At 32.3% G+C, this 14,341-nt stretch carries 11 protein-coding genes and 1 pseudogene; 1 reads left to right on the top strand and 11 read right to left on the bottom strand.

Going from position 1 to position 14,341, the window contains the following annotated elements:
* Positions 1-88: 88 nt before the first annotated feature.
* Positions 89-1,642, bottom strand: coding sequence for a DEAD/DEAH box helicase (locus tag ACJAZK_RS02470; protein ID WP_415222443.1), 1,554 nt, complete (start codon positions 1,640-1,642; stop codon positions 89-91).
* 245 nt (positions 1,643-1,887) lie between these two features.
* Entirely contained in the window at positions 1,888-3,009 is a 1,122-nt protein-coding gene (locus ACJAZK_RS02465) for a DEAD/DEAH box helicase (protein WP_415222442.1), read from the bottom strand.
* A gap of 81 nt (positions 3,010-3,090) precedes the next feature.
* On the opposite strand from ACJAZK_RS02465, the gene ACJAZK_RS02460 reads away from it, so the two are divergent.
* The gene (locus ACJAZK_RS02460; RefSeq protein ID WP_415222441.1) at positions 3,091-3,903 is read left to right on the top strand and encodes a DUF1853 family protein; all 813 of its coding nucleotides are present in this window, start codon (positions 3,091-3,093) and stop codon (positions 3,901-3,903) included.
* Between the two features lie 356 nt (positions 3,904-4,259).
* Here the strand turns inward: ACJAZK_RS02460 and bshA are convergent, their stop codons facing one another.
* The 9 genes and pseudogenes from bshA to ACJAZK_RS02415 form a co-directional block, all read right to left on the bottom strand.
* Positions 4,260-5,396 carry an N-acetyl-alpha-D-glucosaminyl L-malate synthase BshA gene (gene bshA / locus ACJAZK_RS02455; protein ID WP_415222440.1) on the bottom strand — a complete coding sequence of 379 codons (1,137 nt, stop codon included), beginning with the start codon at positions 5,394-5,396 and terminating at the stop codon, positions 4,260-4,262.
* A 107-nt stretch (positions 5,397-5,503) separates the two neighbouring features.
* The gene (locus ACJAZK_RS02450; RefSeq protein ID WP_415222439.1) at positions 5,504-8,458 is read right to left on the bottom strand and encodes a glycoside hydrolase family 3 N-terminal domain-containing protein; all 2,955 of its coding nucleotides are present in this window, start codon (positions 8,456-8,458) and stop codon (positions 5,504-5,506) included.
* 287 nt (positions 8,459-8,745) lie between these two features.
* Entirely contained in the window at positions 8,746-9,969 is a 1,224-nt protein-coding gene (serB, locus tag ACJAZK_RS02445; protein WP_415222526.1) for a phosphoserine phosphatase SerB, read from the bottom strand.
* 68 nt (positions 9,970-10,037) lie between these two features.
* Positions 10,038-10,523 carry an ABC transporter ATPase gene (locus ACJAZK_RS02440; RefSeq protein WP_415222438.1) on the bottom strand — a complete coding sequence of 162 codons (486 nt, stop codon included), beginning with the start codon at positions 10,521-10,523 and terminating at the stop codon, positions 10,038-10,040.
* A gap of 145 nt (positions 10,524-10,668) precedes the next feature.
* Positions 10,669-12,162, bottom strand: a complete 1,494-nt coding sequence (locus tag ACJAZK_RS02435; protein WP_415222437.1) for a PH domain-containing protein — start codon at positions 12,160-12,162, stop codon at positions 10,669-10,671.
* Positions 12,149-12,664, bottom strand: coding sequence for a PH domain-containing protein (locus ACJAZK_RS02430; RefSeq protein ID WP_415222436.1), 516 nt, complete (start codon positions 12,662-12,664; stop codon positions 12,149-12,151). The genes ACJAZK_RS02435 and ACJAZK_RS02430 overlap by 14 nt, the downstream gene beginning before the upstream one ends.
* Positions 12,665-12,983: 319 nt before the next feature.
* Positions 12,984-13,775: a (Fe-S)-binding protein gene (locus ACJAZK_RS02425; RefSeq protein ID WP_028870824.1), complete on the bottom strand. Its 792-nt coding sequence runs from the start codon at positions 13,773-13,775 to the stop codon at positions 12,984-12,986.
* Between the two features lie 75 nt (positions 13,776-13,850).
* Positions 13,851-14,192, bottom strand: coding sequence for a hypothetical protein (locus tag ACJAZK_RS02420; RefSeq protein WP_415222435.1), 342 nt, complete (start codon positions 14,190-14,192; stop codon positions 13,851-13,853).
* Positions 14,193-14,341 (bottom strand): annotated as a pseudogene (locus ACJAZK_RS02415) (Fe-S oxidoreductase); the annotation flags it as partial.

The following is a 14,341-nucleotide window of genomic DNA, read 5'->3' as shown; positions in this document are numbered from 1 at the left end:
ATAAATATTTAGACTAGTATCCTGCTTTTTCAATTTCTGTATTTTCTTCAGTTCTATACTCTGGTTTTACTTTATCACTCAATTGTATTTAATCTTCTGGAGGATGACCGTGAATTTGTTCAAAAACTTCATCAAAATTAACACGCAGATAACTATTCAGCTTTTTACGATAATCATCTCGTAACCAGCTTAAGAAATTATATGTACTTTTACTAATACACTTGGCATAGACATCGATTCTCACATCGATATCTCCGCCTAATAGTTTAGCTAAGGCTAAAGTATCATAAAGATCTTCACTATTCTCAATGCAAATTTTGGCATGTTGCTCGATAGAGCGTTCTAGTACTACTTTTGAAGATTCACCTTTGAAAGTCGCATCTTTATAAACCTGTTTGATGTCGAAATAAACCTCGTCAGATTTAGAAAATTCTTTACGAAGCTCTTCTGGCATCTCATGTTTAAATTGACCTTCAATGGTCTCATCATCTACCAACCTATCCATAAAATAATTTGGTGATCTGAAGATTGTTTGCCAATCAAGATCTGCTCCCCAAGGACCAAATCTATGATTATTATTACCTAAATCTATTACCGTGAATTTTGATTTGTTATTTAAGATTCGAGAACCTCTACCTATCATTTGGTAATATAATGTGAGTGATTTCGTTGCCCTATTTAGAATAATAGTATCAATTGTAGGCTCATCAAAACCTGTGGTCAAAATACTTACAGAGCTCAAAATAGCATCTGGCGTATCTTTAAACCATTTTAATATTTGTTTACGCTGCTTTTTTGTAGCCGTATTATCAAGGTGCATAATTGGTAACCCAGCCTCCCTAAAAGTGTGGTACACCATAATTGATGTGTTGATACCATTATTAAAAATCAAGGTTTTCTTGCCGTCAGAGTGTTTTTTATAAGCCTCTAATAATTTATCTAACATGGCAGGACTCGAGTATAAGTCTTCAGAAGATTTAACCGTATAATCACCATTACTCCCAATTTCTAAGGATGTTAACCCCATATCATATTGAAAGACGTCTGCATGAGCCAAAAACTCATTCTCAATTAAAGATTCAATAGTCTCGCCAGCAATAAGCTCACTATAATTATCTTTCATTGGTAAATCCTTATTAGAACTTAATGGTGTAGCAGTAACACCTAATATAAAAGAGTTTTCAAAAAACTTAAATAATTTAGTAAATGAATTATAATGCGCCTCATCAATAATGACCAAACCAACATCAGAGATATCCAATATACCGTCATTAAGTCTATTGTTTAGCGTTTCAACCATAGCCACGTAACAACTATAATCTTCTTGATCATCCAAGTTCGCTTTGCTATCAACGACCTTATTAGTTACACCGAAGCTTGTGAGCATCACAGAGGTTTGTTTACACAACTCAATTCTATGAGTCATTACTAACACTTTTCTCTTATGCGTCTTTAGATATTGACGAACCATTTCAGAAAAAATAACCGTTTTCCCTCCTCCTGTTGGAAGCTGGTAAAGTAGATGATAATCATCAGGAGCTGTTTCAAATTTTTCAAAAATTTGATCAATTGCTCCTTTTTGATAACTGTATAATTCTTTATCGGTTTTTTTATCTTGAAGTTCTAGGTTATCTCGGTTCATACTTTGTTTTAAGAATTGCAAAATTAAAGCCTTTATGAGTTTTTATCGAACATTTTTATCGAAAATATTATTGAAAAACTAAATTACCTAGATGCTATAAAAAAGCGAACTCCTTAGTGACCATACTAAGGAGTTCTAGTTTGTGTAATACCTAAACACGTATTGCTACTTATTTAAGTGACTCCAAAAGTAGTCTAATTATATGAGTATATTCGCAATTTCGAAAATAAGATTATAGTAATTTTTTATAATGTTATTTGTTTAAACTTAATATCTAAATCTTTTTGAATTTTTTGGATATCTTTCTCTTCTCCAGATATGATAAGTGCTATAGATTCTCCGGTTTTTCCTGCTCTAGCTGTTCTTCCGCTTCTATGTGTGTAGTATTCTAATTGATCTGGTAATTGGTGATGAATGATGAAAGCCAAGTTATTAACATCAATTCCTCTTGCAGAAACATCTGTTGAAATCAAATACTGAAGTGACCCATTCTTAAAAGCTCTCATGACTTTATCACGTTCTTTTTGTTGCATATCTCCTTGAAGCGCATCAACTGAAAACCCTTCTGCTTTCAGCGCTTCAGTCAATTGTACAGTTCCTAATTTAGTTCTGCAAAAAATAATCCCTCTATCATCATCATACTTGTCTAATAATCTGGCGACTATATTAGTTTTCTCTTTAATAGATGTAACTATATAATGGTGGCTAATATTAGCATTCACCAAACTATTTTTATCTATTTCAACACGAACAGCATCTTTAGCCATATACGTTTTTACCATACTCTGAATTCCCTCAGGCATGGTCGCCGAAAACAACCAAGTATGCCTTGACCCTTCTGTATATGCCAATATTTTATTCAAATCTTGTTGAAAACCCATACTCAACATTTCATCAGCTTCATCTAGAACTAAGGTATTAATATTTTTGATATCTATTTCACCACGCTCTATAAAATCTAACAGACGACCAGGAGTAGCTACAATAATATGAGTGGCACGTTGTAAACGTTTTAACTGAACATCCATTTTTTCGCCACCATAAACACCCTCTGCAAAAATCTTGTGATCACTATATTTAGTAAACTTAAAAAGCTGTTTTTGTATTTGTTGTACTAATTCTCGTGTAGGCGCCAAAATTAAAGCTTGTATATGATCCTTTTTAGGATTAATATTCTGTAATATTGGTAATCCGAAAGCAGCAGTTTTTCCAGTCCCTGTTTGTGCTAATCCAATAAAATCCTTATTATTTTTTAATAATATAGGTATCGCCTCTTTTTGTATTTGAGAGGGCGTTTTTATATTGAGCTCTTTTAGTCCTTTAATAAGCGATTTAGAAATTCCTAAGTCGAAAAATGTGGTATCCATAGTCTGTTATAATTGACTACAAAGGTATTGTTATTAAACTAATTTTATAATTAATTTGTTATTATGTAATTTCGAATTTAAATGAATTTAAGTCCGCAACATCTCCAAGCATTATATCAAGCCTATTGTGAAACACATGTGCTCTGGAAAAGTGCCGATATCAGCACTCTAAAGCAATTAGAAATTCCTATTTGCTATGACTCCCTTTTTCTTCGGAAATTGGAGCGACAACTGCGACTAGGTCAATTAGCAGAACAGTTTGTCTTCAATCATCTAGAAGCTTGCAAGTCTATAAAAATACTTGCCGAAAATATTCAAATCCAAAAAAACAAACTGACTTTAGGAGAATTAGATGCCCTATTACTTGTCGACAATCTACCCATACATTTAGAAATCATCTATAAATTTTACGTCTATGATTCTACTTTAGGAAAAACAGAAATTGAGCGATGGATTGGCCCAAACAGAAAAGACAGTCTTATAGAGAAACTCAATAAGCTAAATCAGAAACAGTTACCACTACTCTATTCTCAAGATTGTAAGTTTACATTAAAGCAGTTAGATTTAGAACATTATAAATTTGAACAACGTGTCTTATTCAAAGCGCAATTGTTTGTACCATACCAACAAAAAGTGACTATTGAACTTTTAAATACAGATTGCGTTTGTGGTTTTTACATCAATACAACACAACTAGAAACGTTTAAAAACCATTTGTTTCATATTCCAACAAAGTTGGATTGGTTTTTAAAACCTCATACCGATATTGATTGGTTGGAGTATTCAAATTTTAGAAGTGAGTCTAAAGCGTTTTTAGATAATAATCAATCTCCTTTATTTTGGATGTTATCTAAGACAGGTGAATTGACTAAGTCTTTTTTAGTTTGGTGGTAGAATTTTGATTTGAGGTTTTGTTGGTGTAAAACACCAACAAAGGCCATGGTTTTATAGTCCGATAAAGAATTCAAAATAATTATCTTTCTGTTCTTTTATTTTGGGAGTTTTCAAATAGCTAAATCTATTATATTAATTTTTCTCAAACACGAAAAGATCAGAGTCTTTTTTGCATATTGAATCACTAACTTTTAAAAATCTCATCTCTAATTGTTCCAAATAAAAATAATCAGATTCGTTTGAGCAAACTATAGCTGCATGCCCTTCTTTTATTTCGGTTACTATTCCATTTAGATTTTTAATATAAAAACTTTATTTATTTATATAATAGCTTTATTCTAAATAAAAAGCGAACACTAGGAAACCAAACTCCGCTTCAAAGTCTCCTCATAAATGGCTTCGTATTGAGGCACAATCTCATGGATGCCAAATTTTGCAGATACCTTTTTTGCATTCAGTTTAAACAAAGCTAATATTTTTTCATCCTTTAAAATATGAAGCGCATTTTTAGACATGTCTTCTACATCGTTAATCTCACTCAAATAACCTGAAACTCCATGTACATTAACTTCTGGGATTCCGCCAGTATTACTTGAGATTACTGGTACTCCAGAGGCCATAGCTTCTAATGCAGATAAACCAAAGCTTTCGGTCAAGGATGGCAATAGGAATAAATCACTAAAACAGAGAATTTTGTCTATTTCATTACTATTTCCAAAGAAAACAACTTTAGAGCTAATTCCTAATTCTTCACATAAAAACTCACCAGCTTCACGCTCTGGTCCTTCTCCAACCATCATCAATTTAGCGGGTATTTCCTTTTGAATGTTATAAAATATTTTAATAACGTCTGGTATTTGTTTGACCTCTCTAAAATTAGAAATGTGGGTAATGATTTTTTCATCATCTGTTGCCATCATAGCACGTTGGCAATCTGTAAATTTAGTGGCGTATTTATCTAAATCTATAAAATTTGGTACCACATAAATATCTTTCCTGATATTAAATAAACGTAAGGTATCTTCTTTTAAGCTTTTCGACACCGAAGTCACAGCGTCAGATTTATTGATACTAAATGTCACCGCAGGCTTATAAAACGGATGACTTCCAACGAGCGTAATATCGGTACCGTGGAGCGTCGTTACAATTGGAATATTAATACCGTCTTCTAATAACATCTGCTTTGCCATATATGCTGCATATGCATGAGGAATGGCGTAGTGCACGTGTAAAACCTCAATCTTATGAAGCTTCACCATATCTACTAATTTACTTGATAACGCCAACTCGTATGGTTGATACAAGAATAACGGGTACTCAGGAACAGTAACTTCGTGATAATGCACATTGTGACTCAGTAATTCTAATCGTACTGGCTGACTATAAGTAATAAAATGAATTTCGTGACCTCGCTTGGATAATTCTAATCCTAACTCTGTAGCTACAACTCCACTTCCACCAAATGTTGGATAACAAACAATTCCTATTCGCATTTCTATTTTAGATAAAAGAAAAAAGACAAAAGAAAAAAGATAGCTTTAGATACATCATAATTATTTTTTTGATTACTTATCTAAACCACTCCTCTTTATTCTATTTTCTAATTTATATTATTAATTACTTCACTCTCAACGCCATCAACAATAATTGCCTCGTAAATTAATCGCTGTATTTCTGTTCTTATGTCTTCTTTTAGCAATCTATTTTCTCCTGCATTAGGATAGGTTCTGTTGGCTAGAAAGATATATACTATTTCTTCTTCTGGATCTGCCCAAGCATAGGTTCCTGTAAATCCAGAATGTCCAAAACTCTTCATAGATAAGCAACCACAGGTTGGTCCTGCATCTCCTAATTGTGGTTTGTCGAAACCAATGCCTCGCCTTACATTTTTATCGCAATAATAACAAAAATTAAACTTGTTTATAGTTTCTGTTTTTAAATAGCGTTTACCACCATAAAATCCTTTTTGAAGATACATCTGCATGATTTTGGCTACATCATTGGCATTACTAAAAACACCTGCATGACCTCCAACTCCGTTTTGCATGGCTGCTCCCATATCATGCACATAACCACGAACTTCCTTAAACCTAAAATAATCATCTACTTCTGTAGGGATTAAATTTCGATCTGAAAATTTAGAAGATGGATTATAGGTCGTGTAATTAGCACCTAAAGATTGGTAAAAGTGTTCTTGTGCTAACTCATCTAATGGCTTTTTATAATAACCTTCTATATACTTTTTCAATATATAATAAGGCAAATCGCTGTAACGGTAACGTTGTGTTGAAAGTAATTCTGTATCTCTAATTATCTTTTGAATTGAATCTGGATAATCCTTACGTAAATACATTTGTTCTGAAACTTTAATATTAAATTGTGGTGATGCAGTACGTCTATAATATTTTGGATCAGGTTTTTTCGTTATTGAATCCAAGGTCGCTGCATAGAAAGGAATCCAAGGTTTCAGTCTGGCATAATGCGATAACATCTGCTTAATGGTAATGTTTTTTTTGTTTGTTTTACCATATTCTGGAAGCATTCGAGATAGCTTTGTATTTAATGATACTGCATTCTTTTCTTCAAGTTCCATTAACAAAGGAAGTGTCGCTAAAATTTTTGTAAGCGAAGCAACATCATACATGTCCTCAAACTTCACTTCTTCCTCGCCTTCATAAGTATGTTTTCCAAAGTTTTTATTATAAATTACTTTGCCTTTACGAGCAACTAATAATTGAATACCTGGTGTCATTTTTTGGTCTACAGCATATTGAGCAATAGAATCTAAACGTTTTAATTTTTTAGAACTCATCCCTACGCTTTCTGGTAAACCATAGCTTAATGATTGCAAAGCTAGGCACTGAATACCATCACCAGCCTTAAAATGTTCACCTAAAGATACTGGAATTGTCCCTTTTGATGCAAGTGCTCCAAAAATAGTTTGAGCAGATTTTTGCTGAGCAATAGCGCTATTTTGATAACTCATGACAATACCTTCAATGTTTTCAATAGTTGCTACGTCTATAAGCGAATAAGGTCTCGCGAAGACATCAAGAATTACGGTGTTAGTTCTCGCTATTTCGTAAAGCCAAACGAGCTCTCGATCTTCAAATTTATAGTCTTGCCAAGGGTTGTCATTCATTTTATGGAAACCAATAATAACCGTATTATAATTTTGAAGTTTTATAATCAATTCATCTAATTTCTCAGCTTCAACGAGATGAATTTTAGTGTATTTTTTTAATTCATTATAAAATATAGAGCCTGAACTATCACCTAATTCAACGTAAGCTATTTTCTTGGTTTCTAAATTTCGCAGTGGTAAAAGCGATTCTTCGTTTTTAAGAATAGTTGTAGAGGCTTCCATCAATTCTTCATAGAGTAAATCATCTTCTAAACGATTTAAATCATCTAATAACGTAGTTGTACCGATAGGTTCATAAGTATTTAAACCTACTTTAAATTTTGCCATCAATATTTTTTTAACGGAGTGCGCTAAGCGCTCTTCGGTAACTTCTTTGCTGTTATAAGCTTCAATAATTTTTTCAATAGCTTTAGGTACGTCTTCAGAAATGAGCAAAACATCATTCCCAGCTTGTAAAGCGGCTAAGTCAATCTCACCAGGAGTGCTATAATTTGAAACCCCTTTCATTTCTAAGGCATCGGTGAAGATAAGACCTCTAAATCCTAGCGAATCTTTTAATATATCTGTAACGATATGCTTTGATAATGATGATGGAAATCCGTCACGTGGTTCTAAACTCGGAACATTTAAATGTGCCACCATAACACTAGATAATCCCTCTTTTATTAATTCTCTATACGGATATAACTCTATAGAATCAATACGTTTTTCATTGAAGTTTATGGTTGGTAAAGTTTTATGAGAATCACTATCTGTATCGCCGTGACCAGGAAAATGTTTAGCATTCGCTAAAACTCCAGCATCTTGCATTCCTTTCATAAAGGCCAACGCTTTATCGGTTACATTATCTCTATCTTCTCCAAAAGAACGATTACCAATGATAGGATTTTTTGGATTTGTATTGATATCTACTACTGGAGCAAAATTAAAATGAACACCAATTCGTTTACAATGTTCGCCAATATGATAACCAGTTCGTTCTACTAATCTATTATCGGCTATAGCACCTAAAGTCATATTCCAAGGAAAAGCATAAGTAGAATCTAAACGCATGCTTAAACCCCATTCTGCATCCATTCCAATTAATAATGGCGTTTTAGAAATGGCCTGATACAAATTGCTTTGTCTGGCTTGTGCAACAGGACCACCAGTAGAAAATATAAGACCTCCAATGTGATAGTTGTTGATCAGCTCAGTAACAAACTTTTGATTAGATTTTTCACTATCTGAAAATGCTCTAATCATAAATAACTGTCCAACTTTTTCTTCAAGTGACATGTCATTATAGACGCTATCTACCCATATTTGCTGCGCTTGTAAATCTTTATGCGCTAACGGATGACTGGCATCTTGAGCAACTAATGAGGGTAATAGGCCAAAACAAAAAATGAGGGACAATATATATTGCATAAAATAAAGATCTTTGAGAGTTGTTCTTAATTATAGATAGAACTAAAAACTATGCCAAAATAGTATTTTTGTGATGAAGTATAAAAGACTTTGTGATAGATTTATAAAGAAGTTTGTAAACAAAATGGTCCTTTATGTATTATTTAAATACTGCCTTAATCTTACTTCGAACAGATTGTGACTCCAATGTGGCATCATTAGAAGCGTAAAAAATGTTCTTATCTGTGTTTTCAAGAGCGTCTTAGGTCGCTTCTATATTCTCTGTAACTTGAATATATATATTGGTTTTATTCCATTAAATCTATATGTCTATCGTGATAGCCTAGGAGATAAAGCACACCATCTAATCCAACGCTAGAGATAGAGCTTTGCGCACTATCCTTTACCTTTGGCTTCGCATGAAATGCAATTCCTAATCCCGCTAAATTAAGCATAGGTAAATCATTGGCGCCATCGCCAACAGCTATGGTTTGGCCAATATTTATGCCTTCTTTATCTGCAATTTCTTTGAGGTATTCAGCCTTTTTGTTACCATCTACAATATCACCAATATAACCCCCTGTTAGAAGACCATCTTTAATTTCTAATTGATTAGCATACACATAATCCATACCTAATTCTTGTTGTAGATAATGACCAAAATAAGTAAATCCACCTGACAGGATTGCAGTTTTGAATCCATATTTTTTTAGGGTGTCAATAAGTCGTTTAGCGCCTTTTGTGATTGGTAAATTTACAGCGACCTCGTGAAGTACGTCTTCACTCAAGCCTTTTAAGAGTTTCATACGTTGTTTAAAACTCTCATTAAAATCTATGTCGCCTTGCATTGCAGACTCTGTAATTGCTTTTACTTCTTCTCCAACGCCTGCGAGCTCTGCTAATCTATCAATAACTTCAGCTTGAATAAGCGTAGAATCCATGTCAAAACAAACTAAACGTCTATTTCTTCTATAAATATTATCTTCTTGAAAAGCAATATCGACATCTAAGTCTCTAGAGATTTGCATGAATTTTTTAGTCACTTCTTCCTTACAGTTAATTTTACCTCTAATAGATAACTGTATTGATGAGTGAGGATATTCTTCTCTATTTATAAGTGATGTACGTCCTGTTAATCTTTTAATTGCGTCAATATTTAAATTAATTTCAGAAATTACTTTGGTTACTTCTGAAATTTGCTCGGCAGATAGTTTTTCTCCTAAAATGGTAACAATGTATTTATCTTTTCCTTGTTGTTTTACCCAACTTTCATAATTTTCTGAAGTGATTGGACTAAACTTTGCAGTAATACCTAATTCATAAGATTTAAATAATAAATCCTTTAACACTGAAGCTGAGCTTGCTCCAGATTGAATTTCAAATAGAATTCCTAAAGATAATGTATCGTGAATATTTGCTTGTCCGATATCCAATATCTTAGCATCATACTGTGCTAAAACGCTAGTTATGCTAGACGTTAACCCTGGTTTATCCTGTCCCGAAATATTTAATAAGAAAATTTCATTTGACATGATATTCTCCTCTAACTCTTTTAAAACAGCGTCTTTATTTTTATTCATGCCTAATGACTTAGAGGTATTTATTTTAAAAATCTACTATGCCAGCTTTCACTTGCAGGAACTTCCCAATTTTCTTTAAACTCTGCAATATTATGGACCATATTATTGAATACAATTGTGTTTTTAGAAACCGCTTTTTCTTTTGCCATTTTCTTAAAATCAAGTAATGTTTTATGGGCGACATACTCACCTTGCTTGTAAGACACGTTCATTTTGTCCATCAAATCAACACTATAATCTTTTTCTAATTGCTGAATGAAATGTACAGAAGCATCGATACTACAACCCGTAGCATTGCTTATGCTTTGGTTTAAAGCTATAACTATAAAGCGCTTGTATTCAATCGTATAACCCGATTGCAAATTGCTGCCGTGAGCAGTCCAATTCTCAATAAAGATATTTAGTTTTTCTTTTATTTCTGTAATTTCTTCCTCAGAAAATGATCTATTGGATTGATAAATCCAAACTCGAGACTCCTCGGGAAGTGTATTAAAATCAACTAGCATAATTTATTTTTTTGTGTATTTATATCTTAACGAAATAATCAAAACCAGGAAAAATAGCTATAAAAAACAGACTATTTAAACATCCCTATATTTACCTAAATTTAAGTTGGAAGGTTCTTTCGCTCCAGAAAACAAAAATACAATTTTACATCCAATCTCTATTCTGTGACTCCACCTTAAATAACAAGTAATCATAAATTGATTTTGCTTCAGTTTCTGAAACATATGGTATTTTAACAGATTTAGAGGCTGTCGATATAATTACAGATGAAATTTGTATGCGTTTTTGAAAGATGGTTTGTTTTAATTTGACCGCTTGAATTTTATGAATTTCTAAAATGTCTGTAGTGGTGTCTATAAATCCGCTTCCTATGGTTAAAAATTGGTCATCAATTTTATAAAAAGCTTTTCTGTAAGTTACTGTCACGTATAAAACTGAAAATAATACCAACGCGATATTGATATACCACATCATATTTCCGAAGATAATAAATCCAGGAACATTGATAATTGATGCTAACGCGAACATGTTTAAGGCCAAGATACGTTTATAATACCCTTTTGGGTTTGATCTCTCAATAGCACTCGTATAATTAACTAAAAGCTTATCAACTAAATGTTTTAATTGCTCTTTTTCTAAGGCAATGATAACAAAGTTTTTTCGCTGCTTAACATTCACCATAGCTTGTTTAACAGAGAGTGTATGTAAATCAAAATAGCGTTTGATACGATTTGTTTTTATAACTATATTTTGAATTCTACTTGGTGTTAAACTCAGTGATACTTTATTAAATAGACCTTTATTAATCTCAATAGTTTTTTGGTTTTCTACAACTTCTAAATTAAAATTAGTTACTACCGTTTTAAGAACTGAAAATAGGAGAGAAATGAGTATTGCGACAAGAATAAATACAGTATTTATTATTATGATATTTAGAAGACTTTCTTTATCTAAATGAATGAGCTCCTCTAGACCTTGTTTGAGTTTTAAATCTCGAAAATAATCTTTAAATTCATAATATAAACCAAAAACAAAAGAGGTGATGATAAGAAAACTACGCAGATGATTTTGAGAAATTCCTTCTAAAAAAAGACGTTTTAATGATACTCGAAAGAAAACATTTCTAGATTCGACCGCATCTGTTAGTGTTTCTGTACTATTTGATTTTGTAAATAGTTCTTTCTTTAATTTTAAAGCTGTGGGTTTATCTAATGCTTTTATAGAGATTTCAGATTTGTTGTCACCCGCTGTTTCTATATTTAAGGATACCACATTGATGATCTGCTGCAAAAAATTCTGTTTGATATAGACGTTTTGAATTTTTGACTTTGAAATAATTGTATTATCCTTATTTATGATCCCGGTCGATAAGTGAAAGTCATCCTTACTTAAATAAAATTTAAAATTTAAATACTTAAGTATTGCTAGAACAAGTAATAGTATAAGGATACCTACAATAACCAAGAAAATTACTGTAGGTGTAACATGGGCAAATGTTTTTTTCTTAGTTAGTGAGATTCCAAAAGCAATAAACAAGACAAAAAAACGGCGTACAAAATTATAAGCATTTAATGCAAATATGATGATAATACCTTTTGATGATTGCCTAATTGGTTTTGAGAAATCAGATGCTTTCATTCACTCGAGTACTTAAAAAATCATTTATTTTTCTCGCTTCTTCAAGTGGTAAACCATCAATTTTTAAATCACTGCCAGATTCTCCTGCTGTGAAAATTTTTAAGGTTGCGAGGCTTAACTTTCGTGCCAACCAACTGCGAGATTCTTCTATATGTTGAATTCTAGATATTGGCACAGTAGTAATAGAATTAACAAGAAGTCCTTTAGAATAAATAACGTCTTTATCTCTAATAGCATATTTTCTTTTCTTAAAGGCTAAAAGGGATAAAAGAAAATTCAATAGACACCCAATTATAACCAGAACAATAATGTAGATAAAATTATCTTGGAACCCTTCTTCTTGTATTTTGAATTTACCAGTAATTAATAGACCTATGACTATTGTGTAAAGGACTGCTTTATTTAAAATTATAATCTTAAAATAATTTTTTGAAATAGGCTTGAGTTCAACAGACGAGATCTCAGGAAGGTTATTAATCTCAATTTGTTGGTTTATGAACATTTTATAGATTTAATTTTAGTTCTGTACTAGTTCAATATAGGTAATTACTTTCTTCTTTACATAGCGACTTTTACTTAAATCATAAAAGTTATCTTCTGTAAAGTGATTTTTATAATTATCGCTTTTTATTATGCTTTTTAAAATTTCTATAGGTTAAAAAACTATACATTACCAGACCAAAAATAAAGTAAAATAGAACTCTTGACCAGGAAAATCCTTTTCCAAAAAAGTAATCAAATAGAGCAACTACTATTGAAAATATAGTACCTCCAACGAGACCTGCAGTAAGAATTCTTTTTTTGTTTATTTCCGGCATATTTTATAAATCTTGAGCGTTTGCAATCAATTCTGCAATATCCATAACTTGAATATCTCCTTCTTTCTCCTTGTTTTTAACACCGTCTGTCATCATCGTATTACAAAAAGGACAACCCGCAGCAATAATTTCTGGTTTTACATCTAAAGCTTGCTCTGTTCTTTCGATGTTAACTTCTTTATTTCCTGGCTCTGCATCTTTAAACATCTGTGCTCCTCCTGCTCCACAGCACAAGCCTCTAGATTTACAGCTTTTCATTTCTACAAGCTCAGCATCCAATTTTCTAATTAAATCTCTTGGTGCTTCATAAACGTCATTTGCACGTCCTAAATAACAGGGGTCATGAAATGTAATTCGTTTGCCTTTGTATTGTCCGCCTTCTATAGTAAGGCGACCTTCAGTCAATAATGACTTTAGAAATTGAGTGTGGTGCATCACTTCATAATTACCACCTAATCCTGGATATTCATTTTTGATGGTATTAAAACAATGCGGACAAGCAGTAACAATCTTCTTTATTTCATAAGCGTTCATGACCTCAATATTGGTAACGGCTTGCATTTGAAATAAAAACTCATTTCCAGAACGCTTTGCAGGATCACCTGTACAGCTTTCTTCTGTACCGAGTACAGCAAATTCTACATTCGCTTTATTAAGTATTTTAACGAATGCTTTTGTGATTTTTTTTGCTCTGTCATCAAAGCTACCTGCGCAACCTACCCAGAATAATACTTCAGGTTTTTTACCAGCTGCCATAAATTCTGCCATAGTTGGCACTTTGAGTAATTCGCTCATAATTATTTTTTTATTTTCTTATTTAACAACACTACTTTCGGTTTTTTTAAAAAGAAACTATTGTAATTAAATTTATTATTCATCTTCTTTAATTGCTGCAAAATCTTTCTTAGCAATTCTTATATAAATAGCGAGTTTTTTATCGCCTTCTTTTAATCTATTTTTTCCGTCAAAGCTCTCAATTTTAGCTCTTCTTGTCGCTTCAATACCTATGACTTCTTTTTGAATACTTGTACAATAATCACAGATTACTCTTAATAACTTCACGCTTTTAACTGCACTGCCACGATATTCTATAAGCGTATATGATTTAATTTGTAACGAATCTTTTTTATAAGATTGCGCTCCCAAAAAACTAGAACTTATTAAAAAGACTAACGTGCATAAACGTTGATATTTCCGAAGAAAACAGCTCATTTATTCATCTTTCCAATTTAAACGGTCCATCTGATTGTAAGGCCAAGGTGCACCATTATTTTCAATATTGGTCATCATATTATTGAGCTCCATTGGTGCAGCACTTTGTTCCATAACCAAGTATTGACGCATTTGCATAATGATATTTA

The sequence above is a fragment of the Psychroserpens sp. genome (genome assembly GCF_047633235.1).
Lineage (GTDB): Bacteria > Bacteroidota > Bacteroidia > Flavobacteriales > Flavobacteriaceae > Psychroserpens.
This window is presented reverse-complemented; position numbering and strand designations above follow the sequence as displayed.